The following is a 25,302-nucleotide window of genomic DNA, read 5'->3' as shown; positions in this document are numbered from 1 at the left end:
CGCTTCAAGAGCGTGTGGCGCCTTGGAGTTCGGTGATCGCCTGGGAAAGGGACTCCAGGTCGTGGTGGCCGTGGTACCGGGCGCCGTTGAGGAAGATCGTCGGGGTGCCGCGGACGCCGCTGCGGCGGCCGGAGTCTTCGTCGGCGGCGATGCGGTCGAGGTGTTCCGGCACGTCGCGCCAGGGCTCGACGTTCAGTGAACGGGCGTATCGCTCCAGGTCGGGGTGGTTCAGGTGGCGCTGGTGGGTGAACAGCGTGTCGTGCATCTCCCAGAACTTCCCGTGGTCGGCGGCGTCCTCGGTGATCAGGGCGGCGGGGGCGGCGTGCGGGTGCAGTTCGCGGAGGGGGAAGTGGCGGAACACGACGCGGAGGTCGGGGTGGCGCTCGCGGAGCTGTTCCAGGACGCCGTGCAGGCGCCCGCAGTACGGGCACTCGAAGTCGCCGTACTCGACCAGTGTCACGGCGGCCGTGGCGGGGCCCCGCACGTGGTCGTTCTCGTGAACGGGTACGGCGAGGGTCTCCGGCAGCTCCTCCTCGGGGGTGGTCCGCGGTGGCGCGCAGACGCCTCCCTGGTCCCAGGCCATCCGGAAGACCAGCCAGCCGAGGAACGCGGCGATCAGCGAGCCCGTGATGATCCCGATCTTTGCGTCGCTGCGGATCGCGGGGTCGGTGAAGGCCAGGTCCACGATGAACAGCGACACCGTGAACCCGATGCCGGACACCGCGGCGCCGCCGAGCATCTGCCCCCAGACCAGGTTGCCCGGCAGGATGCCCCAGTTGAGACGCAGCGGGATCCAGGTGCCGAGCGAGATGCCGACGAGCTTGCCGAGTACCAGGCCGAGCACGATGCCCCAGGTGACGGGGGAGGAGACGGCGTGACGCAGGGACTCGCCGTCCAGCCGCACCCCGGCGTTGGCCAGCGCGAAGATCGGCACGATGACGTAGCTGCTCCACGGGTGGAGCATGAGCTGCAGGCGCTCGTTCACCGACACCGCCTGCCGTACGGTGCGGGCCGCCTGGACGGCCAGCCGGGCGTTCGGGGCGATGGTGAACTCCTGCACGGCCTCGCCCGCGAGCATCACCTGGTGCTCGCGCGGCGCGTACACCAGCACCAGGGCGCCGAGCGCGATGCCGACCAGCGTCGGGTGCACTCCGCTCTCCAGCGTCGTCACCCACAGCGCGAAGCCGAGCATGACGTACGCGGGTGCCCGCCAGAACCGCAGCCAGCGCAGGGTCACGATCAGCGCCAGCAGCGCGACCGCCCACAGCAGCGCGACCACCGACAGGTCCTCGGTGTAGAAGACGGCGATGACGAGGATCGCCAGCACGTCGTCGACGATCGCCAGCGTCAGCAGGAAGGCACGCAGCGGCTCCGGGCAGCGTGCCCCCACGATGGCCAGCACACCGAGCGTGAACGCGGTGTCGGTGGCGATGGGCACCCCCCAGCCACCCGCGGCCGGCCCGCCCGCGTTCAGCAGGAGGTACACCCCCGCCGGCACCAGCATGCCGCCGAGGGCCGCGACCGCGGGAACCGCGATCAGCCGCCGGTCGCGCAGCTGCCCGACGGCCACCTCCCGGGAGATCTCCAGCCCGATGACGAAGAAGAACACCGCCATCAGCCCGTCGTTCACCCAGTGGCGCAGGTCGAGCGAGAACGCGTCCCCGTTGAAGGACAGCCCGAGCGTGAGGTGCCAGAACCGCTCGTAGGTGTCCGCCCAGGGGGAGTTCGCCCACAGCAGCCCGAGCACGGTGGCCCCGAGCAGCACGCTGGTGCTGCCCACTTCGGTCTTGAAGAACGTGCGCATCGATAAAGGTCCCCCGGCGCGAGTTTACGGGGGGTGGTTCCGCCGCGTTCGATCAACCATCGGAACGAAGCCGATTGCTTTTCAGAACCCTCGGGAACTGTTCCGGACATCCGCGCCCGCCGTGGACCTGCGCAAACGATCTAAACTCACTTTACTCACCAAACGCCAAAACCATGATGAACTATGACAGATCACCCCAGTTCGACCATGCGGAAAGCCCTGCAGTGCAAAGGACCATCGATGTCTGATCCCTTGTCAGTCCTGGCCCGGCTAAGAAAAGCTTTCAACCACCACGACCTCGACACGCTGGCCCTGTGCTTCAGCCCTCGCGCCGTCCTGGTGGCCCCCGACGGCCTTGGTCAGGACCGCGAGGAGATCGTCTCCTACTACGCCGAGTTCATCGACGCCTTCCCCGACTCCCACTGCACCCCCCAGACCGTGACCGTCCTCGGCGACACCTTGATCGCCGAGTACACCCTCACCGGCACCAACTCGGGCCCCTGGCTGATGCCGGGCGGCGGCTACCTGGACCCCACCTCCCGCCCCATAACCGTCCGCGCCTGCAGCGTCTCCTCCGTCGAACACGGCTACATCGTCAGCCACCGAATCTTCTACGACCAACTGGAACTCGCGGCCCAACTGGGCGCCTGCCTCTGGTTCCCCCACCCCCACGAGCAAGCCGCCCCCGGCCGCACCACCCGCGAGCCCGCCCAACTCCAATAGCCCACAGCCGGGCCGCCTGGCTCACCGGCGTGAGGGCCGCCATCGGCGGGCCGGTCACGGATCGTCAGGGCCGGTAGCCGGTCTTGTCGGCCTCGGTGATCGGGCGCAGCACCCGGGCGGGGGAGCCGACGGCGATGACGTCGGGCGGGATCGACCGGGTGACCACGCTGCCGGAGCCGACGATCGCGTTGTCGCCGATCGTCACGCCCTGGTTGATGGTGACGTCGCCCCCGATCCAGACGCGATCACCGATCGTCACAGGCTTGGCGTAACAGGCGCCCGCCACGCGTTCGGCCGCGTCGATGGCGTGGTTGGTGGTGTAGATCCCGACGCGGGGCCCGAAGAGCACATGGTCGCCGATGGTGATGCCGCCGCCATCGAGCATCACGCAGTCGAAGTTGGCGTAGAAATGGTCGCCGAGCGTGATGTTGAAGCCGAACTCACAACGGAATGTCGGCTCGAAATGGCAGTCCCGTCCGACGTCCCGCAGCAGGCGCCGCAGGATCGCCTCACGGTGTTCCTGCGACTGCCCGAAACTGTCGTTGTACTCGCTGGTCAGCAGCACGGTGCGCCGGCGTGCCTGGACGAGTTCCTCGGTGAGGTCGTTGTACATCCGGCCGGAAAGAATGTGCACGCGCTGGTCCTCAAGCGTCACTGCGTGTTCCTTGCCTCATCGTTCGTGACAGGGAGGCGTACAGTACCCGGTCACCGAGACACACGAGACGCCTTCCATCTGGGAGCCATGTCATCATCTGGACGACTCGAAGGATGGAGTGCGGCCGGTGAACCCGTGAGTTGGTGGCAAGGATTGATCGGGTGCACCGCGGGCCTTCTCATCGCGGTGGTGACCACCCCCGTCGGGGTGTCCGGAGCCGTCTTCCTGCTACCGGTCCAGTTCAGCGTGCTGAACGTGCCGAGCCCGGCGGTGACGCCCACCAACCTGCTGTACAACGTCGTGGCCGGCCCCGGCGCGCTGCTGCGCTACCGCAGGCGCGGCCACCTCGGCGGCCCGCTGACCCGCCTGCTGGTGCTCGGCACCCTGCCTGGTGTCGTCATCGGCGCGCTCATCCGGGTCTTCATCCTCCCCGATCCCCAGGTGTTCCGCCTCCTGGTCGCGTGCCTGCTCCTCCCCTTGGGCCTGTGGCTGTGCATGCGCACGCTGCGGCCACCTCGCCGCCACGACACGCCGGAAGGTCCCTCTCCGCGTGCCATCACCACGCTCGCGGTGGCGGTCGGGATCGTGGGCGGGATATACGGAATCGGCGGCGGGTCTTTGCTCGGGCCGATCCTGGCCGGACGAGGACTCCCGGTCGCCACGGTCGCGCCCGCCGCGCTGGCCTCCACGTTCCTCACCTCGATCGCCGGAGCGCTCACCTACACCGTCCTGGCGCTGACCACCCCCGGAGACATCTCACCGGACTGGGCGCTGGGTCTGCTGTGTGGTCTGGGCGGCCTGATCGGCGGCTACATCGGCGCCCACCTACAGCCTCGTCTGCCCGAGACCGCTCTGCGGCTGCTGCTGGGCACGTTGGCCATCGCCCTGGCCTGCCTGTACGCCGCACAGGGCCTGAACTGAAAACAGGCTGCCACCGACGTGAGGCGGCTCACGATTCGCGAGCGTGACCACGAGAGCACGTGCCACCGAACTTCTTCCCCCCTTTCTTCTCTCGAACGACTTCATTAGGCGCGCCACGAATTCACACCTCTCGTGGCCCCGGGTGCCCGACCGATGATTTTTGGGCACGGCTGAGTTAGTCATCAGCCTCGCTTTGAGTCTCGGCCCGCGACAACACATTTCGAGCACAGTTGAAACACGCAGGTCAGATGCCTCGTCCCTGTGCGTGACCGTCCTCCCCGGAGCGCGAACCAGGCACCCTCGACCATGCTCCGCACGCAAAACACTGGAAACAAACGGGCTGATTCGGCGATATTCGTTAATGAGAAGCGCAGGCCTTCGACGGGGGAGGCCAAGCGACCGGGGGAGGGCGGATGCGCATTCATTTCACGCGCGCAGATCTGGCGCGCACCCATGTGGCGGACGGGCCGGATGTGATGTGGGAGGTGGTCGGCAGCTTGCAAGCCCTGCAGGGCACCTATGGGCGGAAAGCATTCGGGCACTGGCGCCGGCGGGTGCGCCACGACCTGCATCGCGCGGGCGTAGCGCGGCCGGTGCACAGCCGGCTCTTCCCGGTCGCGCCCCACGCCGCCTATTACCCCGACCTGCTCACGCCTCCTGAGGGCGCCCTCGGCCTGGAGGAAGCCCTGGAAACGATCCTGAGCACGTCCCGGCACCGATTACGCGAAGAGATCGGCCTGCTCGGTGGCAGACCGGGCGCCGGGACCTGGCTGGAGGACCTACGAGCCGCCCGAACAGGTGCGCTGACCGAACTCGGCGACACCGTGCGCGCCTACCACCGGCTCTCGGTGGAGCCGTACTGGCCGACCATCCGCGCCTGCGTCGACAGTGACATCGCTCTCCGCCGCCAGGTCATGCGTGGCGACGGCGTGAACGCCCTGCTCCACAGCTTCCGCCCGATGATGCGCTGGAGCTTCCCGGTTCTGGAGATTGCCGACCATCCCTCCGATCGCGACATCCACCTCAACGGACGCGGCCTGCTGCTGATCCCCTCGTACTTCAGCCACCTGCATCCGGCCACCATCTTCAACCCCGAACTGCCGCAAGCCATCGTCTACCCCGCGCACCACAACCCCGGCGCGTTACAGACGCCGCCGGGCATCGCTCTCAATCGAGTGCTCGGCGAGACCCGCGCCGCGGTCCTGCGAGCCGTAGCCTTCGGCGGCACGACGAGCGAACTGGCCCAGCACCTAGGGGTATCCCTGGCCACAGTCAGCCATCACACCTCCATCCTCCGCGACGCGGGCCTGATCAGAAGCCGCCGCAGAGCCACCGCCATGCTGCACACGCTCAGCCCCCTGGGCGCGGCCTTCCTCACCGGCCGCACACCCTTCGAAACCGAAAACCTGACGGTCATACGCCGAACCGGCTCACTCCCGTGACCAGCGCCTGCTCGGACGCGTCGGCGAGGCGGGCGGTGGTCGGCACCATGGCGGCTCGATTGGGTGTACGACGAACTGTGCCTATCCTTCTCCCGTGGCACTGCGGTTCGAGACTCGCGCGTCCGACTCGCCCTGGGTCGACACCGTGTGGACCTGTACGAGCGAGCGGGTCACGGAGATGACCTCGGTGGCGGCCGTGTGCTGGGGTCTGGTGTTCTGGGAGCGCGAGGGCACGCCTTACGCGAGCATCTCCGGCCCTGAGACCGGGACCGGCACCGCGCCGGTCCCGGAGGGCGCGACCTTCGTCGGCATCGAGTTCGCGGTGGGCACCTGGCTCCGGGCCGTGCCCACCCCGGCCCTGGTCGACCGCGGCGTCGAACTCCCCGACGCCACGCACCGGACCTTCCGGCTGGACGGCAGCCGTTGGGAGACGCCCGGCCCCGACGACGCCGAGGCCCTGGTCGACCGCCTAGTGCGCGCCGGAGCCGTGCTCCGTGACCCGCTCGTCGCCGAGGTCCGTCGAGGCCACCGTCCAATGGTCTCGGGACGCACCCTCGAACGCCGGTTCCGCGCGGCGACCGGGCTCACCCAGGGCGCCGTACGGCAGATCGAACGCGTCCGCAATGCCTCGGCGCTGCTGGCCGCCGGCACCCCGGTCGCCGATGTCATCTCCAAGCTCGAGTACTTCGACGAGCCACACCTGGCCCGTGCGCTGCGCCGCTACGTCGGGTGTACGGCGCGACAACTCCGCGAGGGCACCGTCGGCGCGATCGCCCTGGATCTGGATCAGCCGACGACGTCGTAGATCAACTTGACGATACCGTTCGGGTAGGCCTCGGACGCCCGAAGACTCAATGCCTGCTTGTCTCTGTCCGCCCCGCTGAACAGGCTCTTCCCCGCTCCGAGCAGCACCGGGAACACGAGCAGGTTGTACCGGTCGACCAGTCTCGCGTCCGACAGTCGCCGAGCGAGCTCCGCACTCCCATGAATGAAGATCGCGCCCCCCTCGCCCTTCTTGAGTTCGACGACGTCCTCGGTCGACCGCAGGATCGTCGTAGGCCCCCACCCCTCAACGATGGCGTCGTCGGGCAGCGTGCTCGAGACCACGTACTTGGGCAGCTCCTTGTAAGCGGCATGATCCTCCGAGTCCCGCCAGAACGGTGCGAACACCTCATAGCTACGACGCCCGAACATCAACGCCGTCGTTTCCTCAAGCTCCTCCCCCTTGAGCGAGAACGCCTCAGGCAGAAACTCGATGCCCTTGACCACCCACCCCCCACTCCGGTGCTCTTCCCCCGGCCCACCCCCCGGGGAGTCCACAACACCATCGAGCGAAACAAACGCCGTACAGACCAGATCACGCATGTGCTGCTCCCCTCATTGCCGGCCGACGAGGCCGCCAGGTAGATCGACAAGCGGATGGCAGTTCCACTCCAACGCACCGTGGCGGAGCGCCCACGCCATGCTAGGAAGCCCCACTGCGGCCGTCTTGTATGAAAACGACGGCCAAGGAGGTAATGGACGACGCCACAACCGGACAGTGGCCGCACGTGGTTGAGGCGAAAAATTCCACGATGGGCTCACGGTTATTGTGCAGGTGGGCCGCCGAGGAATCGAACCCTGAACCTTCGGATTTTAAGCTCGGACGATCATGGTTCCAGACAGTTCAATGCAGGTCAGCGGGCATGCGTGGTCTGATCTGAACGCCTTTGGATCACCTTGAACTGCAACCCAAACTGCAACCCGCGCGATTGTGGCTCCCCTGCAATCCTTCGCGCCACGGGAGTAGACGCCCAAGGAAGGTTATATGGAATCCTCCGGCGTTGATTTGGGTGAGCGATACCTCTGCCGGACGTCTCTTATCTGAATCCACAGAATGAGGACAAATATCGCGCCCATGATGGCCTCTGATACCCACCACCATGGCGAGGCGCCGAGGTGAAGCCAGTCCTCGGTGATGGACGAAGGCATGCCCTTGAAGAGCGCCAAACCGTGGATGAGGATGCCGTACGTGGCGACGACAGCCACTAACACAGAACTCCATGTCGGTTGGCGGGGTGAGAGCACCTTCGCCGCACCTTCACGAGGTTGCTTGCCCGCACTGGATCTCACGAGATCAATATGGCACCCCTAACCAGGCATGGGAAGGTGCGTCCTTGGCGTAGTCGCGCGCGCCGTTCAACTCGTCGAGCAGATCGTCAAGGTACAACTCGTAGTGGTCGCCCCACCAGCGGCGTGCCTTGTTGTCCCAGATCCGGTAGCCGCCGGGAACGCCTCTGGCGACGTAGCGCCTCCTGCTCATAGTTCGTCAGCCTGCAATCTCGCCGGTCCAGGGTCAAGCTCGGCGATTAGCCACGTTGCTCGGTGAGCCAGGGTGAGGAACGAATCCTGGATCGTCGATCGCCCCAAGCATGTACGGCGTCCAGCCACGCCGTGGCGATCGTTAGGGCTGCATCTGCACGGCGGCGCGGCAACCCTGGTCGGAGCGTTCGATGAGTACGGTGCGGCAGGCGTGCGGCGCCCGGCCCGTTGTCCGCGCCGTCCGGGACCGGCCCCCAGGCCGCACGCCCGGACGGCGGGCGGGCGGAGGGCCGGGGGTGCGGCGGCGCGCCGCGCCGCCGTCTTGATACTTAACAGAGTAACTCGGCAATATTTTGCGTTCGACGATGTGGCTGGCTATGTGCCGGGTGGGATGAGCTGGGTCATGTCGTTGATGACGGCGTCTGCTCCGGCGTTGTGCAGGAGGTGGTCTTTGTCGGGGGCGTTGGCGTAGCCGATGCTGAGGACTCCGGCGTCTTTGGCGCTTTGGATGTCGCTGACTGAGTCGCCGATGAAGACGGTTAGGGCCGGGTCGGCTCCCAGAGCGTTGAGGGCCTGGGTGATCAGATGAGGGTGGGGTTTGAGTAAGGCGGGATCTTGGAACAGGGTGCGGGCTGAGATGTGGTCGAAGTAGCCGAGTAGGCCGTATCGAAGAGTACGTGTTTGACGTTGGTGAGTATGCGATGGATGGTTGCAGGCTTAGAGATCACCCTTTGTACTCCCGGCTGATGGTGCTCCACATCGACTCGAACCATAGACGAGATTGCTTGATGTACTCGCGTCCGGTGTCGGTGTCGGCGGAGTGGTGAAAGATCGCGGCGTCTTTGCCCATGAGGTCATAGATGCCGCGGCTTTCGTCGCCTATGTGGAGCTCATAGCGTTGTATCGGGTAGTAGCCGAAGAATGCGTCTTGGCCATTGATGAGGTAGAGCTTGAACAGCGGGGCCACCTGGTGGAGCCGGATCTCGGCGGTTGCTTTGTTGATCGCTCCGCGGGCAGCCAACTCGTTGACCGAGTCGAGTATGGCTGTGGCGTGGCGTTGCATGATCGTGGTGGCGCGGGCGCGGAATTCGGGGTCATCGGCGAGATTGTCGGCTTTGCAGGGCAGGGTCATGGGTCTGGTGGTGTCGGGCAGGAGAAGGCGTCTGCACGCTGATCGACGCTCCCACGGGCGAGGACGTCGAGATAGAGCCGCTGACGGCCGCTGAGGCGCGCGCCGTGCTGGAGAAGGCCGTAGATCGTAGAAACGGCACGCGTTGGTCGGTCGCGCTCGCGCTGGGGCTCAGGCAGTGCGAAGCGCTCGGGCTGCGGTGGAAGTACCTCGACCTGGACAAGGGCGTCATCCGCGTGTTCTGGCAAATCAAGCGACAGCGTTTCCAGCACGGCTGCGAGGACCACCATGCCTGCGGAGAACGGCTGCACCGGTATCCCTGCCCGGCTGACTGCCCAAAGGCCAAAAGGACGTCCGGGAGGCGACACCTGTGCCGTCGCCCGTGCCCTCCACGGTGCCGGGAACACGGCGGGAAATGCCCGGCCTTCTGCGCGCCGGACTGCGTCGGGCACGCCCCGTCCTGTCCTGATCGCATCGGCGGTTGGGCGTTCGTGAAACCCAAAGGCAAGGGCCGGCGGACGGTGCTGATTCCGCCACCGCTGATCCCCCTGCTGAAACTGCATGGAGAAGCCCAACGGCAGGAGGAGAAAGCCGCAGGAAAGAAGTGGTGCGGCATGGATCTCGTCTGGAGCCGGACTGATGGAAGCCCAATCGACCCCGGTGACGACTGGGACGAATGGAAAGCACTCCTAAGGGATGCCAGGGTCGGAAAGGATGCCCGGGTCCACGACGCACGTCACACGGCGGCCACGTTGCTGCTGGAACAGGGCGTGGACATCAGCGTCGTGCAGGAAATCCTTGGCCACTCCCAGCTCACCACGACCAAGCGCTACACCCACGTCACGGCGAAGCTCGCCAGCGATGCGGCGGCGCGGATGGGCCGGGCGCTGTGGGATGCATGAGGCCGGGGACTGCAACCCCGTGCTGACAACTGCAACCCGAACTGCAACCCCGGGCAGGCTTACGGATCATGAGATCCAGGAGTCTGCCCTGGTCTTTGAGGGTGGGCCGCCAGGGACTCGAACCCTGAACCTACGGATTAAAAGTCCGCAGCTCTGCCATTGAGCTAGCGGCCCGCATAGATGCAGGGTACTGAGCGTACCGTGACTTGCGCGACCGGCTTGCCGTTGGTGGATCAGGGTGGGGGCGAGGGGGGTTCAGGGGGTCGCCAGGGTTGGGCCAGGGGGAATCCCTATGTGCTAAGGGCGGTGTGGGGGGCAGTCTTGAGACATGAACGAGATGAACTCTTACGGGCACCAGTCGACCAAGGAACTCCGCCGGACTCGGCAGGGGAAGATCATCGCAGGGGTCTGCTCCGGGGCGGGGGAATTCCTGGGGGTCGACGCCAACATCCTGCGGCTCGCGCTCGCAGTCGCCACCTTCTTCGGTGGGCTCGGCATCGGGATCTACGCGGTCGCGTGGCTGCTGATCCCGGAAGAGGGCAAGAGCACCTCCATCGTCCAGGACCTGATCAGTAAGCAGAAGAGCGAGCCCAACTCGGTCTGGCAGCAGGCCTCGGGGCACTTCCAGCAGGCGTCCACCAAGTGGAAGCAGCAGCAGAGCCAGGCGCCGTACGCCGACCAGCCCGTCCAGGACGCGCCTCGGCAGTCCCCGGTCGACGAGCCGCCCGCGAAGTTCTAGGTCACCTGAGTGCGGACCCTGGTGATTATCTCGGCACGAGACTCGGTCCAGAGCATGGCCAGCAACGCGGCCACGGACAACCCGGCCGCCCCGGCGAGGGCGACCACCGGCTCTGGACCGAGCGCTTGGGCGGCGGCTCCGCCGATCAGGATGCCGATGCCCTGGACGCCGAGCAACCCGGACTGCACGAGACCGAAGGCCTGGGCCCGCCGGTTGGCGGGCACACATTGGACGAACGCGGCATTCGCCGCCAACTGATAGGCACCGCCGAATCCGGCGAGCGCCCAGAGCGCGAGGACGACGGCCACCGGCGGCCGCATCGCGCAGCCGATCAGGGGGGCGCAGCTGAGCATCGCCATCCACCCCATGGCCCGCAGGCGCCTGGTGGGGGTGACGCACCGGCCGAAGAAGAACGCGCCGATCACCGTCCCGGTGGGCATGGCGGCCATCAGCAGGCCGGTGAGCAGCGTGACGGTTTGAGGATCCCGGCTGAAGGTCGCGGCGTACGGCACGGCGATGCCCTCGGGAAGTACGTAGAAGCCGCAGAGCCAGGCGAACAGCACCAGAACCCGCAGACGCCGGTCCCCGAAGACGAGCCGTGCTCCTGACTTCGTCATGGCCCACATCGAGACCGGCACACTGCCGTCAGGCTCGGGTGGAGGGCGGCGGCGGACGCCGAGCGCGATGATCAGCGCCGAGGCCAGGAAGGTCGCCGCGTCGAGCGCGAGACCGTAGTGGGCCCCGATCGCCGCGATCAGCCCGGCGCCGGCGGCGAAGCCCAGCATCTGCACCGCTTGGTTGGTCATGTTCTGCAGTGCCGAGCCCGCGACGTACCGGTCCCCTTCGAGGATCTCGGGCAGCAGCGCCGCCCGTGCGGCCGTGAACGGCGAGCTGAGCAGCACCACCAGGAAGACCAGGGCGCACAGCACGAAGAACGGCATGTCGGGCACCGCCATGAGGCCCACCAGGGCGGCACGCGCTAAATCACACACGATCATGATGTGACGCCGCGCGTACTTGTCGGCGAGTCCGGCGAGGAAGGGACCACCGATGATCGGCGGAAGGTACGTCAGCGCGTACACGGCGGCGGTGGCGAGGGGCGCACGGGTGCGGTCGTAGACGAGCAGGGCCAGTGCCACCTGGGCGAGCTGGTCGCCGAGCAAGGAAAGGCACTGCCCGCCCCACAGGGCGCGGAATTCGCCGATGGCGATGACTTCGCCGTATGTCGCTTGGCTTTCGGGCGAGCGGCGGTGCCGCCCGGGCAGCCGGCCTGGCCTCGTGGCCGCCATATTTCTCCGCTGGGCTCGCTGGGCCGTCCTGACAGACCGTGTTCAGTGTGTCACCTACGGTGCCCATGCCGGGCGTGGTTACGCAAGCCCAATCGCAGGATAGGTTCTGCTCACCACCAGGCGACGGAGAAGTTCGCCCAGGTGAGCGGGCTACCAGCCCAGTTCGTGCAAGCGGTCGTCGTCGATTCCGAAATGGTGAGCTATTTCGTGAACGACGGTTATTTGTACCTCCTCGATGACCTCGTCTTCGGTCGCGCACATCCCGCAGATCGGATTGCGGTAGATCTCGATCCGGTCCGGCAGCACGCCCGAGTACCAGTCCCCGCGCTCGGTCAGCGGGATGCCCGTGTAGAGCCCGAGCAGGCCAGGTTCGGGAGGATCGTCGACCACGACGACGACCACGTTGTCCATGACTTGGGCCAGTTCGGGCGGAACGGTGTCCAGAGCCTCGGCAACGAGTTCCTCGAATCTGCCCCGCGAAACCTCGATCACCCTGCCATCGTGTCACCGCACCGGCCCGGCCGCGCACGCCCTCCCCGACCTGGCCGCCGGAAGATTTGACCAACGCATGAACATCGTCTGACTCGTGTCGGCTATGAATTGTGCGACGTTTTCGGGTAGCAAGGCGACGATGACTGTCACAGGGTGGATGGACGCGGGCCGGCGATTCGCCGGACGGCGGGCCGTACGACGTACGACGTCAAGCCTGCTGGTCGCGCTCGTGGCCCTGGCCGGCGCGTGGCTGGGGCTGGCCGTGGGCGCTCATGTGAGCACGGCCGTGGGGCCGGCCGAGATCGGCATGAGCCTCCAGCCGTCGTGGCGGGGGCAGACGGTCCTGGACATCCGCCCGCTCGGGACGCTGCGCTTCGAATCCCATCAGGGGCCGCTGCAACTGCACCTCAGCCTGGACGGCATCCGCGCGGACGTCGCCCAGCGGCTCCTGGAGAGCCCACGCTGGGCCGAGACGCTCCCCGACCTCATCGAGGCCGATCTCCAGTCGGGGCTGCGCGAGTTGTTGCTCAGAGCAGCCATCTGGGCGGTCGCAGGGGCGTTCCTGGCGGGTCTGGTCGTCTTCCGCGGGTGGCGCAAGGCCCTGTGGACGGGGGCGACGAGCATCGCCACCCTCGTGGTCGTCGGAGCGCTGGCCGTGATGACCTTCAACCCCGCCTCCATCTCCGAGCCTCGCTACACCGGCCTGCTCACCGGCGTGCCGTCGCTCATCGGCAGCGCCGAGTCGATCGTCAGCCGGTTCTCCGAGTACCGGGCACAACTCGCCAAGCTGGTGACGAACGTCTCGCAGCTGTACCACGCGGGCGCCACCCTGCCCGTGTACTCACCCGACCCGAACACCCTGCGCGTGCTGCACGTCTCGGATATTCACCTCAACCCTTTGGCCTGGAACACGATCCGATCCCTCATGGAACAGTTCCAGATCAACGTGATCATCGACACCGGGGACATCGCGGACCACGGCACCAGGGCGGAGAACAAGTTCGTCGAGGAGATCGGCAAGCTGAAGGTGCCGTACGTCTACGTACGCGGCAATCACGACTCCACGGACACCGAGCGCGCCATCGCCCGCCAGAAGAACGCCGTCGTCCTGGACGGTGCCGCGAAGACCGTGGCCGGCCTCCGGATCTACGGCCTCGGCGACCCGCGGTTCACCCCCGACAAGAGCGTCGAGGTCGACTCCGACGCCGCGGCCCTCGAACGCCTCGGCCGCTCGCACGCCGCCCGCCTCGTCCCCCCATCGGTCCCCACGAGGAAGCCGTCCCCGGCCGGCAGTCCCTCCCCGGCCGCCTCCAAGGCCAGCGGGACCGAGGCCGCCGCCGCCAAGCTCCCGGTGGACGTGGTCGCCGTGCACGACCCCACCATCGGACGGGCCTTCGACGGCTCCGTACCGCTCGTCCTCGCCGGGCACGTCCACGAACGGTCGACCGAAATGCTCGCCGCCGGCAGCCGGTTGATGATCGAGGGCTCCACCGGCGGCGCGGGCCTGCGCGGCCTGGAACACGACGAACCCACCCCCATCCAGGCCTCCGTCCTGTACTTCGACCGCAAGACGCATCGCCTCCAGGCCTGGGACGATGTCACCCTCGGCGGCCTCGGGGAGCAGTGGGTGCAAATCCAACGTCACGTTGAGAGCGACCCTGGTCGTACAATTCTTCCGGAGCCGTCTTCCACCCCGACGCCATCGGGAGAGAAGACCACCGCAACCGCCACGCCGGTCAGACGGTGACCGCTTTGGCATCGGGGCCCACGGTCCCCTATGCTTCAGAGGTCCCCGACGGACGGCGTCACGGATCCAGGACGAAAGTCCTGAGCCCCCATCGTCTAGCGGCCTAGGACACCGCCCTTTCAAGGCGGCGGCACGGGTTCGAATCCCGTTGGGGGCACGCGTGAGCAGACGCTCACCGGAACGACCGGAGGTCAACGATCTCCGCCGAACTGGTAAGCTAAGCGAGCACAACCCCGGGGCCCCGGCCCCGGTAAAGCACAACGAGGTCCTGTAGAGCAGTTTGGAGTGCTCGCCACCCTGTCAAGGTGGAGGTCGCGGGTTCAAGTCCCGTCAGGACCGCCTGGTAGGTGCCCGTCACCACCGAGGTCAGGTAGCTCAGTCGGTACGAGCGTCCGCCTGAAAAGCGGAAGGTCGGCGGTTCGACCCCGCCCCTGACCACACCATCTGAACAGCTAAAACGCCCCGTGCAAGTTGTGCACGGGGCGTTCTTGTTTGTATTTGACGGAACTTGCCGGGAGTGGAACGGCAAGGGCTCGATCGAGCATGATCAGATAGCAGGGTGCTTTGCCGGCTTTCGGGTTTGGTGTTCCGAAGAGGCGGTGGTGGAGGGTTTTGGGAGAGTCCGCGACATGCGTGAGCTCTGTCGGCGTGTAAGGGTCTGCCTGTGGTTGGGCGGGCTTAGCGCGGGGTGGAGCGGATGCGTTGGGTCAGTAGGACGATCAGGGCTAGTTGGATGACGAGTATCGCCAGGGCGATCAGGGCTGATGTCGCGAGCATCTGTTCTTCCGAAAGGCCGGTGCCGCAGTCCGTCATGTTGCCTTGTGAGGGTGTGACGCAGTTGCGTCCTTGGATCATGATGACGATGAGCCAGTTGACGAGCAGGAGGGGGATCGCGCCAAGGATGACGGCGGGGGTGACGTACTTCGTCTTGGCGGCGGTTTGGTTGATCTTCGGCGGGATATGTTCGGGGCTTCTGCTGGTATCTAAATCACGGCTCACCGAAAACACGCTCCTTTGTGGAGTGGCTGTGCTTCTTGGCGTCTCTGGTGTGGTATCCCTGAGCCCGTATTCCCGTTCTGGGTGACGTGATCAGATGAATGTTGTCTGTGTGGCAATTTAGGGAAGCTCAGTGATTATTCGGAGCAAACCGGTAGAGGTGAGGGGCGCTCGGGTTGGGCCTATGCTGGGGCCGGCGTTTGTGGCGGCTATTGCTTATGTGGATCCTGGGAATGTGGCTACCAATCTTACGGCGGGGGCCACGCTGGGGTACGGGTTGGTGTGGGTTGTTGTCATGGCCAGTCTTGTTGCGATTCTAGTGCAGTTTCAGGCGGCCAAGCTCGGGATGGCTACGGGGATGAGTTTGCCGGAGCTTTGTCGTCGGAGGTTCGGCCGGGTGGGTGGGCGGGTTTTGTGGGTGCAGGCCGAAGTGGTCGTGATTGCTACTGATCTTGCGGAGTTCGTGGGGGCCGCCATTGGGATGCAGTTGTTGTTCGGGGTGCCGGTGGCCGTGTCGGCGGTGGCTACGGCGGTGGTGTCGCTGGCGCTGCTGGAGTTGCGGCGGAAAGGTCGGACGCGGCCGTTCGAGCTCATGAGTGCGGGGGCTCTCATGTTCGTGGGGGCGGGGGTCGGCTACAACATCGTCGTCACGGGGAATCAGTCCGTCAGTGGGCTTGGGGCGGGGCTGGTACCGGGGCTTGGGGGTGCGGGGGCGCTGTTGCTGGCCATGGGGATCGTCGGTGCGACGGTCATGCCTCATGCGGTTTATCTGCATTCGGCGCTGGTGCAGGGGCGGGGGATGAGTGCCGAGGATGCTCGGCGGCAGCCTGTTCTTGTGCGCCGGATTCTGCGGGTGGACTGTTCGCTGGCCTTGGGGGTGGCGACGGTCGTCAATGTGGCGATGATCGCGCTCGGGGCGGGGCTGGGGGTGGCCACGGGTGGGGCTTGGACGGGAGATCTGGTGGCGGCTCATTCGGAGCTGGCGGGGAGGGTTGGGGGGGCCGCGGCATTGGCTTTCGCGGTGGCGTTGTTGTCGTCGGGGATCTCCTCATCGGGGATCGGGACGCTCGCGGGGGACATCGTGATGCGGGGATTTCTGGGGTGGCGGGTGCCTGTGCACGCGCGGCGGATCGTGACGATGACGCCGGCCGTGCTCGCGTTGTTCTCCGGTGCTTCGCTGACGGGGTTGCTGGTGCTCAGCCAGGTGGTCATTTCCTTCGGTGTGCCGGTGGCGCTGTTCCTGCTCGTCTACTTCTGCCGGGATCGGTCGCTGATGGGGGCGCTGGTCAACGCGCCGCAGACGACCTGGATCGCGGGGGTGGCGGCCGCTGTGGTCGCGCTTCTCGGGTGTTCGCTGCCGATTCTGATGCTGTTCTGACCTGCGGCCGGGGAGTCACGCCGAGGTGCGGACCGGGTCGGGGGGATTGGCTCGGGCGACGAACAGTGGGTCGACGGGGGTGTAGGGGAATTGGGGGAGGTCGCGCTCGGGCATGTTGAAACTGGCGGCGAGGACTTCGCGGGAGAACGCCGTGGCGGTGGCGCGGTAGCCGATGTCGCCGGGCATGGACTGGTCGAAGAAGATGAGGAAGTGGATGTCCTCGTCGCCGATGACTTCGATGTGATGTGGGAAGGCCCGGGGCACGAAGTACACGTCGCCGGGACCGAGCAGATACTCGTCGAGGGTGTTGTCGGGGTCCAGGACGCGCATTCGGGCGTGGCCTTTTTCGACGTATCCCATCTCGCCGGTGACCGGATGCCAGTGGGGTTCGCGCATTCCGCTCTCCCTGATGCGCAGGGAGTACATGGAGATGTCCTTCAGGGCGGCCCAATACTGCTTGCGGGCGAGGCGGGCCTCGCCGTAGGCGTAGGACAGCGGCGGATGCTGGCCTTCGGCGTCGAACAGATGGGCGTTGGGCAGTCCGGCCGTGGAGGGGACGTCGGCGGCGCCTGTACGGCGGACGATCTGCTGGGGCGGAGAACGGTCGAAGGCGGCGAACGCCGAGGCGGGCAGGTCGTAGGTGTTGCCGAGCACCGAGTCGGTCATGGCGCTGAGGCTGGAGCGCAGGGAGAAATGCTGAGGGCGTTCGTGGCGTAGCGCCAGAACGAACTCGGCGCGCTCGCCGCCGATGTTCTCGATGTGGTAAATGGCTCCGGACTCGACGTGGTACATCTGGCCGGCGCCGACGATGAACGAGGAGAAGGCGTCGCCATTTCCGAGAATCGACACCAGGACCGTGCCGGAAAGACAGTAGCCGAGCTGATTGGCGTTGACGTTCCACTGCGGCTCGCGGATCGCGCCGGGTTCGAGGACGACACGCTTGATCGAGAGCCTGCTGAGAATCGGCAGAACGGTGGCGTCGACCAGGGTGACCGATCCGAGTTCGTTCTCGAACGCGGGGCGCGCGGTTACCAGGGAGGTGATGTGTGGCGACGTGCTGGTCATGGTTTCCCCTCGTTGCCGCGACCGGTGCGTGGCCACGTTTCCCCAGGTTAGGCAGTGGGTGTCTGCCGTAGCGGGTTGTGCCGCGGCGTGTCGGCAGATCTTGATCTTCCGAGGTCCTCGCCGCACGTGTGGAGATGCTGTGCCCGGCCGCTCGGCACGAGGATGGGAATGTCGAACGCGCGTGTCCCCCGGGAGTTTCTATGCCTTCGTTCCGCTGGAAAGTCGCGACCCGGACTGTCATGGTGGGGACGGCGGTGGCGGCCCTCCTCACCTTGGACGCCGCGCCCGCCTCGGCCGGTACCGTGACGGTGAACTACACCTGCGCCGCGATCACGGGGCCCTGGGGGTACAAGGTCTTCGACGTCAGCGTCACGTCCCCCGCCACGGTGACGAGGGGGCAGACCGCGGCCGTGCAGGTCGCCATGACGGACACCTTCATGTCCACCACCTCGCTGGCGGCGGGGGTGGTCCGCGGCACCATGACGCTCCACCTCGGCGGGGCGGGGTCCGGGACGGTCGACGCCACCGGCCTGACCAACCCCGCCGTCGCGCCCGGCACTCCGTGGCGGGTCTCGGGGGGCAGTGCTCAGGTGACGTTCGCGAACGCCGGCGACGTGACGTTCACGCCCGGCGTGTTCCGGGCCGGCGCCTGGGGGTGCGGCGTGCGGACGGGGTACACCGCCCCGGTCGCGTCCACCACGCACGTGAATCCCTGACGGATCTCCTGGCCCGGACCACGCGGCCCGGGCCATGAGACCAGCCGGTCAGACGCAGCGCAGGACGAACGACTCGCCGGTGCCGTTGTTCGCGTTGAAGGTGCTGCCGGCCACCGAGCCGTCGTCCGAGGCGACGGTGAGCCACATGCTGTGCGTGGTGGACTTCGCCAGGGTGTGGACGTGCTGGCCGAGGCGCCAGATGCCCTCACCGCCGCCGGTGGCCTCGTCCGTGGTGCCGGTGATCAGGCCGTCGCGGTTGATGGCGCGGGTGTCGGCGCTCTTGGGGAGTACGCGCGGCACGCCGTCGGTGTCCCAGTACACGCCGTAGGTGCGGTACGGGGAGGTGTAGCTGATGCGGCCGATCACACGGCCGTTGGAGATCTTGGTGGCGAAGGTGCCGGCCGCGCCGGAGATCTTGGCGAGGGGGGTGATCGTGCCGTTCCTCCACAGGGCGGGGCCGTCGGGGGTGCGCAGCAGTACGGTGCCGTCCTCGTCCGCGGCCTCGGGCTCGTACTTGTCGGGCAGGGCGGTCTCGATCACCTGGCCGGGACGATCGGCCGGCCAGCGCAGCAGGCGGTGCACGTACAAATTGTCGACCCGCACCATGTTCCGGCCTATGACATCGCCGTTCTCATTGGCGGCCAGCGGCCGGAGCTGTCCGTTGTTGGCCGGACGCACGAGTTTTTCCACCTGGCCATTCCGGAAGAGGACCGCGTAACTGGGTCCGGCGGGAGGCGCGATCGGGATGGCCGTCCAGGCCAGCACGGTGCTCGCCCGCGTTTCGTCCGGCACGCCCACGATCGGCTCGTTGCCCACCTTGGTGCCGTAATCAATGAACTGCCCATTCCGCCACGAGACGCCGTGCCAAAAGCCGTCGGCCAGCACGGCGCGACCCGAGAAACCACCCTGGTGGTTCGTCGCGGTGACCTCGGACTGCTTGGTGCCCGCGGGTACGGGTAACACGGATCGCGTCCACGTGCACGCGGCACTCGCGGACGCTGCGCCCGCCGCCGCCGTGCCCGACGCCAGCAGGAGCGCCGTCCCCGCGGCCAAATGGCCGAGCCGTTTCACATTCATGCCATTCCTCTCTTAGGCAAACGCTGTTCTCCACCAGCGTATGCGTTTAGGAATAGCCACCCGCGTTTCCTCTTACTCACGGCAATTTCGAAGAAATTCATCGGTTCAAGGGAAGATGAAAGACGGCCGTGGTGCCGCCCCATTCAGCGGTGCTCTCCACGGCCTGGCCTGGAAGCTGCTCCGCGCCTGACCGGCGTGATCAGGCGGGGTGGGCTCGCAGGTGGGCGCGTTCGCCCTGCGGGCCGAAGAGGACGAGCAGTTCGACGGAGGAGGCGTCCGCGGAGCCGAGCCAGTGCGGGAGGTGGGTGTCGAACTCGGCCACCTCGCCGGGCTTGAGCACCAGGTCGCGGTCGTCGAGCAGCAGGCGCAGACGGCCTTCCAGGACGTAGATCCACTCGTAGCCTTCGTGCGTCTTCAGTTCCGGCTCGGCCGTGGTGGGCTGTGGTGGGATGACCAGTTTGTGGGCCTGCATGCCCCCGGCGCGGCGGCTCAGCGGGACGAAGGTCATGCCGTGACGGTGCACCGGACGCAGGTGCACGCGCGGGTCGCCGGTGTGCGGGGCGCCGACCAGCTCGTCCAGCGGGACGCCGTAGGCATGGGCTAGGGGGAGCAGCAGCTCCAGGTTCGGGCGCCGGGTGCCGTTCTCCAGGCGCGACAACGTGCTCTCCGAGACGCCGGTGGTCCGCGACAGGTCGGCCAGGGTGATGCCGCGCTGCCTGCGCAGCTCACGGAGCTTCGGGCCCACGGCGGCCAGTACGTTCTTCAGCTCGTCCATACCGGTCACCTTGCCGAAACGGCACGAGAAATTGCAACCGGCAGGACCGGGGGTCATTCTCGGGGACCCTCACGAACGAAAGGCGGCACACCCGATGGAACACGGCGTCGAGGCCGAGCACTTCTGGGAGAACCACTACAGCGGACGGGAACAGGTGTGGCGGGGCACCCCCAATGCCCTCCTCGTGGAGACCGTGGCGGGGGAGCCGCCGGGACGCGCGCTGGACCTCGGGTGCGGCGAGGGCGGCGACGCCGTCTGGCTGGCCACCCGCGGCTGGCAGGTGACCGCGGTCGACATCTCCGCGACGGCCCTGTCCCGGACCGCCGCCCGCGCGGCCGGGGCCGGGGCGGGGGCCGGGGATCGTGTCACCACCGAGCGGCACGACCTGGCCCGCACCTTCCCCGGCGGCACGTTCGACCTCGTCAACGCCCAGTACCTGCACACGCCGTTCGACCTCCCCCGGGCACGGGTCCTGCGCGAGGCCGCGCACGCGCTGAACCCGGGCGGGCTGCTGCTCGTCGTCGACCACGGCTCCGTACTTCCGTGGGCCTGGAATCCCGACGCCGACGCTCACTTCCCCGCGCCGCAGGACATCTTCGCCGAACTCGACCTGGACCCGGCCCACTGGCGGCCCGAACGCCTCGACCGCCCGAACCGTCAGGCCACCGGCCCGGCCGGCGAGACGGCCACCGCCACCGACACCGTCGTCGCCGTCCGCCGCCTGACCGGGTCAGTTCCGGCGTGAGGGGTCGCGCAGGACGACCACGGTGACCACGAAGGCGGCCGCCAGGAGTGCGGCGGAGGTGGTGAAGGCCAGGTGGTAGCCCTCGGCCAGCGCGGCAGGCTCGCCGGCGCCGGTGGATCGCAGGGCCTGGGTGCGGGCGGCGGCGAGGGTGGACAGTACGGCCACGCCGGTGGCCATGCCGATCTGCTGGGTGGTGTTGAACAGGCCCGAGGTGAGGCCGGCGTCGCCGGGACTGGCGCCGGACATGCCGAGGGACGTCAGGGCGGGCAGGACCAGGCCGCCGCCCGCGATGAGGACCATCACCGGGAGCAGGTCGGTGAGGTAGTCGGCGTCCACGGGGATACGGGTGAGCCAGGCCATCGCGGCGAACAGCAGGACGAGGCCCGCCATCAGGACGCGGCGTTCGCCGAAGCGGGTGTTGAGGCGGGCGGAGACGAACAGGGAGACGCCGCCGATGGCCAGGGCGGCGGGGAGCATCGCGAGGCCGGTGTCGAGGGCACCGTAGCCGAGGATCTTCTGCATGTAGAGGGCGACGAGGATCTGGAAGGCGAACATGCCCGACAGGGCCAGCATCTGGACCAGGTTGGCGCCGGAGACGTTCCGGGAGCGCAGGATCCGCAGAGGCATCAGGGGAGTCGCGGCGGTCGCCTGGCGGGCCACGAAGGCGGCGAGCAGGGCGAGGGACAGCGCCCCGAGGCCGAGGGTGCGGCCCGCGAGCCACCCGTACCGCTCGATCCCGACCACGGTGTAGAGGCCGAGCATCAGGCCGCCGGTGACGAGGACGGCGCCGATGACGTCGGCCCCGGCGGCGAGGCCGGTGCCGGGCTCGGCGGGCAGGGCGCGGACCGCCAGGGCGATCGTGATCAGGCCGATCGGCAGGTTGATGAAGAAGATCCAGTTCCAGCCGAGCGCGTCGGTGAGGACGCCCCCCAGGACCTGGCCGATCGATGCTCCGGCGGCGCCGGTGAAGCTGAAGACGCCGATCGCCTTCGCCCGCTCCCCGGGCTCGGTGAACAACGTCACCAGGATGCCCAGCACGACCGCGGACGCCATCGCGCTGCCGACGCCTTGGAGGAACCGTGCGGCGATCAGCAGGCCGGGCCCGGTGGCCACGCCGGCGAGCAGCGAGGCGGCGGTGAAGACCACGTTGCCCGCCAGGAACATGGTCTTCCTGCCGATGAGGTCGCCGAGGCGTCCGGCGAGGAGCAGCAGCCCGCCGAAGGCGATCAGGTACGCGTTGACGGTCCAGCTCAGCCCGGCGGGCGAGAAGCCCAGGTCCCGCTGGATGGCCGGCATCGCCACCGTCACGATGCTGCCGTCCAGGATCGTCATCAGCATCGAGGCGGACAGCACGGCGAGCGCCAGCGGGCGCGATCGGGACGTGCCTGTGCGGGTCGGCCGGGGAGAGGGTGCGGTGCGCGGCATGGCCGCCTCCTGTTTCGAAGGGAACAGGAGCGACCGTAGCAGATGGTTTTGTTGTAGACGATCCCTTACGGAGCTATTTGGCGCGCTGCCGTGCGCGCCGCACTCCCTGCGGCGCCTCCACCGGTGTCGCCAGATGCCCCGCCACCAGCCGGTTCAGCGCGCGGACGAGCACCTCGGCCTCGTCCGCGGGCAGTGAGCCCAGCACGTCCCGGTGCACGCCGTCCGCGATCTCCTGGCTCCGCCGTGCCACCACCGCCCCCTTCTCGGTGACCGCGATGATCCGCGCCCGCCGATCGGTGCTGGACGGCCGCCGCTCCGCCAGGCCCGCCTTTTCCAACGCGTCGACCGTGACCACCATCGTGGTCTTGTCCATGTCCCCGATCTCCGCGAGCTGGATCTGGGTCCGCTCCTCCTCCAGCGCGTGCACCAGCACGCAGTGCATGCGCGCCGTCAGCCCGATCTCGGCGAGCGCCGCCGCCATCTTGGTCCGCAGGACGTGTCCGCCGTGATCCAGCAGGAACGACAGATCCGGTTCGGTGCGCGCGGATGCCATGGCGGTCATGCCTCCAGACTAACCAGTGGTCCCGTTACGGATTATCCGCGTGCTTACCAGCGTGACGTGGGCCGATCAGACGTCGGCGAGGAGGCGGGCGGTGACGTCGGTGGCGTGGTCGCGGATCCAGGTGTGGGCGCGGGGGAGGCGGTCCTTGGCGCCCTCGGCCCAGAAGCGGGCGAAGACGGGGTCGATCTCGGCGGCGGCGCGCATGTTCGTGTGGAAGCGGGCGACCATGGCCTTGGCGGCGGGCATGAGGGCCTGGCGCTGGGGAGTGGTCAGGCCGTACGCGTCGGCGAACGCCGCGACGCGGGCGGGGATGTCCAGGCCGGCGAACGCGGGCGGGCGGTCCACCGGGTCCGTCAGGGGAGCCCAGTAGTACAGGGCGTTGGCGACGTCGGTGACGCGGGTCGTCGGCTTGGCGAGGTCGAAGTCGATGAGTGCCGCGGGCAGGCCGTTCCGGAAGACGACGTTGCCGGGGCAGTAGTCCCGGTGGCCGACGATCAGGGACTTGCCGTCGGCGGACGGCGCCGCGGCGGGCGCCGCGGGGGTGCCGCCCCAGACCGCGTCCGGCGGCGGCTCCCATCCCTGAGCCGCGTCGTGCAGGCGGCGGATCAGCCGTGCGAGCGCGACCAGCACCTCTTCCCCCGCGGTGTCCGCGGGAAGGGGGTCGCGCGGCACGTCGCCCGGTACGTACGAGAGGACCTCCCGGCCCTGGTCGTCGACGCCCAGCGGGGCGGGCGCGTCGTGGAAGCCGGCCGACCGGAGGTGCGCCAGGTACGCCTGGATCGTCGCGGTGAACGGCCGGACCGGACGCCGCACGGTGTCGCCCACCCGGACGATGCCCGAAGTGACGCCGTCGCCGATCAGTGGCTCCTCGGTGGGCCGGGGGAGATCATCGGCCATGCGTCAGTATTGCACGGGCACCGAGCCGCCCGCCGGATTCACTCGACGGGCCGGCCGAGGCCCGCGGGGTCCGGGCGTGGGGCCAGCGCGGCGAGCGCGGCGGCGGGGGTGTCGGTGAAGAAGTGGATCCGGGTGGCCTCGGCGCGGCGGCCGAGGGGGAGTGTGACGGTGACGGGCGCGGTCAGTTCGGCCACGACGTTCGTCTGGGAGGAGACCGCCACGCCGAGCCGGGTGCCCGGCAGGGTGACGAAGCCGGGTTCGTTGTAGTTCGTCGACAAGCGCACCGAGGCGATCATGTCGCGGGGGACGCGCAGGTCGAAGAACACGCCGTAGCGGATCCGCAGCTCGGTGGGGGTGACGACGTGCGGCCGGGTGGCGCAGCCGGTGCCGACGGCGGCGATGGCGACGATGGAGTAGAGGTCCAGGACGAGCAGCAGGACGCGCAGCCACTCCGGTGCCCCGATGCCCCGCAGCAGCAGGTCGAGCACGACGGTCTCGACCACCGTGACGAAGACGATGATCAGCAGCGACGAGGCCTGTTCCCGCGCGTACGGCAGCGCGGTGGCGCCCGGCGGGACCTCGTGGCGGCGGCGGGTGGCCCACAGGATGAGGCTGTGGAGGCCCTTGCGGTCGAACTCCATGATCTTGCGCGCCTGCGCCAGCCGGCGGGCCGCGGTCCCGGGCATCACGTCCTCCCGGCCAGGATCCGCACGACCTGCCGGAAGACCTCGGCCTGGGCGGGGGTCATCTCGTCGTCCAGCGTCTCCAGCCACGCGCCCATGGAGTCCCCGTCCGCGGGAAGGTGCTCGATCATCGCCGCCGCCAGATCGTCCGGGAGGTGCGCCGCCAGATCGGCGGCGAGCGCGGGCACGCGGGGGTCGCCGGGGGTCGCTTCGGCGATCTCGTCCAGCCTGGCGTAGAGGGCGTGGCTCCGGGCGAGGGCCGCGGGCTCGGTGAGCGGGCGCATCAGGCCGAGGACCGCCTTCCGGTCGTCAGGGTCGGCCGCGGTGTCCATCAGCGCGAGGAAGTCGCGGTCGACCTCGGCGAACCGGGAGCCCGCGGTGTGAAGGTCGCGCAGCACGGCCGCCATGTCGGGGGACACCGTGGAGTCGGCGTCCAGATCGTCCCGGGCCAGCAGCGTGGCGAGGCGGGCGCGCCGGGCGCCGATCGACTCCTGCTGCCCGGCCAGGTCGGCGTCCAGTTCCATGAGCACCTCGCGCAGCTCACGGCCCTGGTCGTCGGCCAGCACGTCGCGGATCTCGTCCAGTGACAGGCCGAGCTCGGCCAGCCTGCGCACCCGGGCGAGGACGATGGCGTCGCGCAGCCGGTACTCGCGGTAGCCGTTGGCCAGACGGACGGGTTCGGGCAGGAGGCCGAGATGGTGGTAGTGGCGCACGGTCCGGGTGGACACCCCGACCAGCGCGGCGAGCTCGCCGATTCGCATGCCCCTCATTAGAGACGTTGACCCTACGTCAAGGTCAAACCGGTGCACAGCGGGCGGGCGGCCGGGGGGCGATCTCCC

The 25,302-nt window shown here is 68.1% G+C and carries 28 protein-coding genes, 4 tRNA genes and 1 pseudogene; 13 read left to right on the top strand and 20 right to left on the bottom strand.

What is annotated here, in order from left to right:
• Positions 1-4: 4 nt before the first annotated feature.
• The gene (gene nhaA, locus ACFP1K_RS08205; protein WP_380748636.1) at positions 5-1,804 is read right to left on the bottom strand and encodes a Na+/H+ antiporter NhaA; all 1,800 of its coding nucleotides are present in this window, start codon (positions 1,802-1,804) and stop codon (positions 5-7) included.
• 240 nt (positions 1,805-2,044) lie between these two features.
• Here nhaA and ACFP1K_RS08200 point away from each other — a divergent pair, with 240 nt between their 5' ends.
• Complete coding sequence (locus ACFP1K_RS08200) at positions 2,045-2,527, top strand: ester cyclase (protein WP_380748634.1); 483 nt, start codon at positions 2,045-2,047, stop codon at positions 2,525-2,527.
• Positions 2,528-2,591: 64 nt separating this feature from the next.
• Here ACFP1K_RS08200 and ACFP1K_RS08195 read toward each other — a convergent pair whose 3' ends face one another.
• Positions 2,592-3,182, bottom strand: a complete 591-nt coding sequence (locus tag ACFP1K_RS08195) for a sugar O-acetyltransferase (RefSeq protein WP_380748632.1) — start codon at positions 3,180-3,182, stop codon at positions 2,592-2,594.
• An 87-nt stretch (positions 3,183-3,269) separates the two neighbouring features.
• On the opposite strand from ACFP1K_RS08195, the gene ACFP1K_RS08190 reads away from it, so the two are divergent.
• The 3 genes from ACFP1K_RS08190 to ACFP1K_RS08180 all read left to right on the top strand — a co-directional run bounded on the left by ACFP1K_RS08190 (position 3,270) and on the right by ACFP1K_RS08180 (position 6,350).
• Positions 3,270-4,103, top strand: a complete 834-nt coding sequence (locus tag ACFP1K_RS08190; protein ID WP_380748630.1) for a TSUP family transporter — start codon at positions 3,270-3,272, stop codon at positions 4,101-4,103.
• A gap of 413 nt (positions 4,104-4,516) precedes the next feature.
• Positions 4,517-5,545 carry an ArsR/SmtB family transcription factor gene (locus ACFP1K_RS08185; protein WP_380748628.1) on the top strand — a complete coding sequence of 343 codons (1,029 nt, stop codon included), beginning with the start codon at positions 4,517-4,519 and terminating at the stop codon, positions 5,543-5,545.
• A 94-nt stretch (positions 5,546-5,639) separates the two neighbouring features.
• On the top strand, positions 5,640-6,350 hold the full coding sequence (locus ACFP1K_RS08180) for a helix-turn-helix domain-containing protein (protein ID WP_380748626.1): 711 nt from the start codon (positions 5,640-5,642) through the stop codon (positions 6,348-6,350).
• Here ACFP1K_RS08180 and ACFP1K_RS08175 read toward each other — a convergent pair.
• From ACFP1K_RS08175 to ACFP1K_RS08150, 6 genes and pseudogenes are all read right to left on the bottom strand, one after another.
• Entirely contained in the window at positions 6,332-6,910 is a 579-nt protein-coding gene (locus ACFP1K_RS08175) for a dihydrofolate reductase family protein (RefSeq protein WP_380748624.1), read from the bottom strand. The genes ACFP1K_RS08180 and ACFP1K_RS08175 overlap by 19 nt on opposite strands.
• Positions 6,911-7,348: 438 nt before the next feature.
• On the bottom strand, positions 7,349-7,573 hold the full coding sequence (locus ACFP1K_RS08170) for a hypothetical protein (protein ID WP_380748622.1): 225 nt from the start codon (positions 7,571-7,573) through the stop codon (positions 7,349-7,351).
• A gap of 88 nt (positions 7,574-7,661) precedes the next feature.
• Entirely contained in the window at positions 7,662-7,847 is a 186-nt protein-coding gene (locus tag ACFP1K_RS08165; RefSeq protein ID WP_380748620.1) for a hypothetical protein, read from the bottom strand.
• 374 nt (positions 7,848-8,221) lie between these two features.
• Positions 8,222-8,512: pseudogene (locus ACFP1K_RS08160) on the bottom strand (HAD family hydrolase); the annotation flags it as partial.
• Positions 8,513-8,570: 58 nt separating this feature from the next.
• Complete coding sequence (locus ACFP1K_RS08155) at positions 8,571-8,978, bottom strand: hypothetical protein (RefSeq protein ID WP_380748618.1); 408 nt, start codon at positions 8,976-8,978, stop codon at positions 8,571-8,573.
• A complete protein-coding gene (locus ACFP1K_RS08150) occupies positions 8,975-9,286 on the bottom strand; it encodes a hypothetical protein (protein WP_380748616.1) in 312 nt (103 codons plus the stop codon). The genes ACFP1K_RS08155 and ACFP1K_RS08150 overlap by 4 nt, the downstream gene beginning before the upstream one ends.
• A 180-nt stretch (positions 9,287-9,466) precedes the next feature.
• Between ACFP1K_RS08150 and ACFP1K_RS08145 the strand changes: the two genes are divergently transcribed.
• Positions 9,467-9,877 (top strand): tyrosine-type recombinase/integrase, encoded by a 411-nt coding sequence (locus tag ACFP1K_RS08145; protein WP_380748614.1) that lies wholly within the window; start codon positions 9,467-9,469, stop codon positions 9,875-9,877.
• 102 nt (positions 9,878-9,979) lie between these two features.
• Here the strand turns inward: ACFP1K_RS08145 and ACFP1K_RS08140 are convergent.
• Positions 9,980-10,051 (bottom strand) — tRNA-Lys (locus ACFP1K_RS08140).
• A gap of 154 nt (positions 10,052-10,205) precedes the next feature.
• On the opposite strand from ACFP1K_RS08140, the gene ACFP1K_RS08135 reads away from it, so the two are divergent.
• Complete coding sequence (locus ACFP1K_RS08135) at positions 10,206-10,616, top strand: PspC domain-containing protein (RefSeq protein ID WP_380748612.1); 411 nt, start codon at positions 10,206-10,208, stop codon at positions 10,614-10,616.
• Here the strand turns inward: ACFP1K_RS08135 and ACFP1K_RS08130 are convergent.
• Both ACFP1K_RS08130 and ACFP1K_RS08125 read right to left on the bottom strand, forming a co-directional pair.
• Complete coding sequence (locus ACFP1K_RS08130; RefSeq protein ID WP_380748610.1) at positions 10,613-11,905, bottom strand: MFS transporter; 1,293 nt, start codon at positions 11,903-11,905, stop codon at positions 10,613-10,615. The two genes, ACFP1K_RS08135 and ACFP1K_RS08130, sit on opposite strands and share 4 nt — an antisense overlap.
• 150 nt (positions 11,906-12,055) lie before the next feature.
• Positions 12,056-12,397, bottom strand: a complete 342-nt coding sequence (locus tag ACFP1K_RS08125) for a metallopeptidase family protein (RefSeq protein ID WP_380748608.1) — start codon at positions 12,395-12,397, stop codon at positions 12,056-12,058.
• A 139-nt stretch (positions 12,398-12,536) separates the two neighbouring features.
• Here ACFP1K_RS08125 and ACFP1K_RS08120 point away from each other — a divergent pair, with 139 nt between their 5' ends.
• From ACFP1K_RS08120 to ACFP1K_RS08105, 4 genes are all read left to right on the top strand, one after another.
• Positions 12,537-14,144 (top strand): metallophosphoesterase family protein, encoded by a 1,608-nt coding sequence (locus tag ACFP1K_RS08120; RefSeq protein ID WP_380748606.1) that lies wholly within the window; start codon positions 12,537-12,539, stop codon positions 14,142-14,144.
• 84 nt (positions 14,145-14,228) lie between these two features.
• Positions 14,229-14,301: transfer RNA gene (locus ACFP1K_RS08115), tRNA-Glu, on the top strand.
• Between the two features lie 107 nt (positions 14,302-14,408).
• Positions 14,409-14,483 (top strand) — tRNA-Asp (locus tag ACFP1K_RS08110).
• Positions 14,484-14,508: 25 nt separating this feature from the next.
• A tRNA-Phe gene (locus tag ACFP1K_RS08105) sits at positions 14,509-14,582 on the top strand.
• Between the two features lie 240 nt (positions 14,583-14,822).
• Here the strand turns inward: ACFP1K_RS08105 and ACFP1K_RS08100 are convergent.
• Complete coding sequence (locus ACFP1K_RS08100; protein WP_380748605.1) at positions 14,823-15,143, bottom strand: hypothetical protein; 321 nt, start codon at positions 15,141-15,143, stop codon at positions 14,823-14,825.
• A gap of 181 nt (positions 15,144-15,324) precedes the next feature.
• Between ACFP1K_RS08100 and ACFP1K_RS08095 the strand changes: the two genes are divergently transcribed.
• Entirely contained in the window at positions 15,325-16,518 is a 1,194-nt protein-coding gene (locus ACFP1K_RS08095; protein ID WP_380748603.1) for an Nramp family divalent metal transporter, read from the top strand.
• Between the two features lie 15 nt (positions 16,519-16,533).
• Here ACFP1K_RS08095 and ACFP1K_RS08090 read toward each other — a convergent pair whose 3' ends face one another.
• Entirely contained in the window at positions 16,534-17,583 is a 1,050-nt protein-coding gene (locus ACFP1K_RS08090) for a cupin domain-containing protein (protein WP_380748601.1), read from the bottom strand.
• Between the two features lie 200 nt (positions 17,584-17,783).
• Between ACFP1K_RS08090 and ACFP1K_RS08085 the strand changes: the two genes are divergently transcribed.
• Complete coding sequence (locus tag ACFP1K_RS08085; RefSeq protein ID WP_380748599.1) at positions 17,784-18,299, top strand: hypothetical protein; 516 nt, start codon at positions 17,784-17,786, stop codon at positions 18,297-18,299.
• Between the two features lie 48 nt (positions 18,300-18,347).
• On the opposite strand, the gene ACFP1K_RS08080 is transcribed toward ACFP1K_RS08085, so the two are convergent.
• Together ACFP1K_RS08080 and ACFP1K_RS08075 are read right to left on the bottom strand one after the other, a co-directional pair.
• Positions 18,348-19,262 carry a hypothetical protein gene (locus ACFP1K_RS08080; RefSeq protein ID WP_380748597.1) on the bottom strand — a complete coding sequence of 305 codons (915 nt, stop codon included), beginning with the start codon at positions 19,260-19,262 and terminating at the stop codon, positions 18,348-18,350.
• 313 nt (positions 19,263-19,575) lie between these two features.
• Positions 19,576-20,151 (bottom strand): helix-turn-helix domain-containing protein, encoded by a 576-nt coding sequence (locus ACFP1K_RS08075; protein WP_380748595.1) that lies wholly within the window; start codon positions 20,149-20,151, stop codon positions 19,576-19,578.
• Between the two features lie 94 nt (positions 20,152-20,245).
• On the opposite strand from ACFP1K_RS08075, the gene ACFP1K_RS08070 reads away from it, so the two are divergent.
• Positions 20,246-20,896 carry a class I SAM-dependent methyltransferase gene (locus tag ACFP1K_RS08070; RefSeq protein WP_380748593.1) on the top strand — a complete coding sequence of 217 codons (651 nt, stop codon included), beginning with the start codon at positions 20,246-20,248 and terminating at the stop codon, positions 20,894-20,896.
• Here ACFP1K_RS08070 and ACFP1K_RS08065 read toward each other — a convergent pair.
• From ACFP1K_RS08065 to ACFP1K_RS08045, 5 genes are all read right to left on the bottom strand, one after another.
• Positions 20,882-22,321: an MFS transporter gene (locus ACFP1K_RS08065; protein WP_380748591.1), complete on the bottom strand. Its 1,440-nt coding sequence runs from the start codon at positions 22,319-22,321 to the stop codon at positions 20,882-20,884. The genes ACFP1K_RS08070 and ACFP1K_RS08065 overlap by 15 nt on opposite strands.
• Before the next feature lie 73 nt (positions 22,322-22,394).
• Entirely contained in the window at positions 22,395-22,883 is a 489-nt protein-coding gene (locus ACFP1K_RS08060; RefSeq protein ID WP_380748589.1) for a MarR family winged helix-turn-helix transcriptional regulator, read from the bottom strand.
• 66 nt (positions 22,884-22,949) lie between these two features.
• Complete coding sequence (locus ACFP1K_RS08055; RefSeq protein WP_380748587.1) at positions 22,950-23,780, bottom strand: phosphotransferase enzyme family protein; 831 nt, start codon at positions 23,778-23,780, stop codon at positions 22,950-22,952.
• A gap of 38 nt (positions 23,781-23,818) precedes the next feature.
• Positions 23,819-24,466, bottom strand: coding sequence for a hypothetical protein (locus ACFP1K_RS08050; protein ID WP_380748585.1), 648 nt, complete (start codon positions 24,464-24,466; stop codon positions 23,819-23,821).
• Positions 24,466-25,224 (bottom strand): MerR family transcriptional regulator, encoded by a 759-nt coding sequence (locus ACFP1K_RS08045; protein ID WP_380748583.1) that lies wholly within the window; start codon positions 25,222-25,224, stop codon positions 24,466-24,468. Before ACFP1K_RS08045 ends, ACFP1K_RS08050 begins: the two co-directional genes overlap by 1 nt.
• Between the last annotated feature and the right edge of the window lie 78 nt (positions 25,225-25,302).

This window comes from Sphaerisporangium aureirubrum, from assembly GCF_042658925.1.
Lineage (GTDB): Bacteria > Actinomycetota > Actinomycetes > Streptosporangiales > Streptosporangiaceae > Sphaerisporangium > Sphaerisporangium aureirubrum.
Note: the sequence above shows the minus strand (reverse complement) of the source record. Positions and strands in the feature narration are given on the sequence as shown.

What these genes read in the sequence shown, in the direction of transcription:
- nhaA (WP_380748636.1), bottom strand. Translation starts at nt 1,804, where the DNA reads ATGCGCACGTTCTTCAAGACCGAAGTGGGCAGCACCAGCGTGCTGCTC.
- ACFP1K_RS08200 (WP_380748634.1), top strand. Translation starts at nt 2,045, where the DNA reads ATGTCTGATCCCTTGTCAGTCCTGGCCCGGCTAAGAAAAGCTTTCAAC.
- ACFP1K_RS08190 (WP_380748630.1), top strand. Translation starts at nt 3,270, where the DNA reads ATGTCATCATCTGGACGACTCGAAGGATGGAGTGCGGCCGGTGAACCC.
- ACFP1K_RS08185 (WP_380748628.1), top strand. Translation starts at nt 4,517, where the DNA reads ATGCGCATTCATTTCACGCGCGCAGATCTGGCGCGCACCCATGTGGCG.
- ACFP1K_RS08175 (WP_380748624.1), bottom strand. Translation starts at nt 6,910, where the DNA reads ATGCGTGATCTGGTCTGTACGGCGTTTGTTTCGCTCGATGGTGTTGTG.
- ACFP1K_RS08165 (WP_380748620.1), bottom strand. Translation starts at nt 7,847, where the DNA reads ATGAGCAGGAGGCGCTACGTCGCCAGAGGCGTTCCCGGCGGCTACCGG.
- ACFP1K_RS08155 (WP_380748618.1), bottom strand. Translation starts at nt 8,978, where the DNA reads ATGACCCTGCCCTGCAAAGCCGACAATCTCGCCGATGACCCCGAATTC.
- ACFP1K_RS08135 (WP_380748612.1), top strand. Translation starts at nt 10,206, where the DNA reads ATGAACGAGATGAACTCTTACGGGCACCAGTCGACCAAGGAACTCCGC.
- ACFP1K_RS08130 (WP_380748610.1), bottom strand. Translation starts at nt 11,905, where the DNA reads ATGGCGGCCACGAGGCCAGGCCGGCTGCCCGGGCGGCACCGCCGCTCG.
- ACFP1K_RS08120 (WP_380748606.1), top strand. Translation starts at nt 12,537, where the DNA reads ATGACTGTCACAGGGTGGATGGACGCGGGCCGGCGATTCGCCGGACGG.
- ACFP1K_RS08095 (WP_380748603.1), top strand. Translation starts at nt 15,325, where the DNA reads ATGCTGGGGCCGGCGTTTGTGGCGGCTATTGCTTATGTGGATCCTGGG.
- ACFP1K_RS08090 (WP_380748601.1), bottom strand. Translation starts at nt 17,583, where the DNA reads ATGACCAGCACGTCGCCACACATCACCTCCCTGGTAACCGCGCGCCCC.
- ACFP1K_RS08085 (WP_380748599.1), top strand. Translation starts at nt 17,784, where the DNA reads ATGCCTTCGTTCCGCTGGAAAGTCGCGACCCGGACTGTCATGGTGGGG.
- ACFP1K_RS08075 (WP_380748595.1), bottom strand. Translation starts at nt 20,151, where the DNA reads ATGGACGAGCTGAAGAACGTACTGGCCGCCGTGGGCCCGAAGCTCCGT.
- ACFP1K_RS08070 (WP_380748593.1), top strand. Translation starts at nt 20,246, where the DNA reads ATGGAACACGGCGTCGAGGCCGAGCACTTCTGGGAGAACCACTACAGC.
- ACFP1K_RS08065 (WP_380748591.1), bottom strand. Translation starts at nt 22,321, where the DNA reads ATGCCGCGCACCGCACCCTCTCCCCGGCCGACCCGCACAGGCACGTCC.
- ACFP1K_RS08060 (WP_380748589.1), bottom strand. Translation starts at nt 22,883, where the DNA reads ATGACCGCCATGGCATCCGCGCGCACCGAACCGGATCTGTCGTTCCTG.
- ACFP1K_RS08055 (WP_380748587.1), bottom strand. Translation starts at nt 23,780, where the DNA reads ATGGCCGATGATCTCCCCCGGCCCACCGAGGAGCCACTGATCGGCGAC.
- ACFP1K_RS08050 (WP_380748585.1), bottom strand. Translation starts at nt 24,466, where the DNA reads ATGCCCGGGACCGCGGCCCGCCGGCTGGCGCAGGCGCGCAAGATCATG.
- ACFP1K_RS08045 (WP_380748583.1), bottom strand. Translation starts at nt 25,224, where the DNA reads ATGCGAATCGGCGAGCTCGCCGCGCTGGTCGGGGTGTCCACCCGGACC.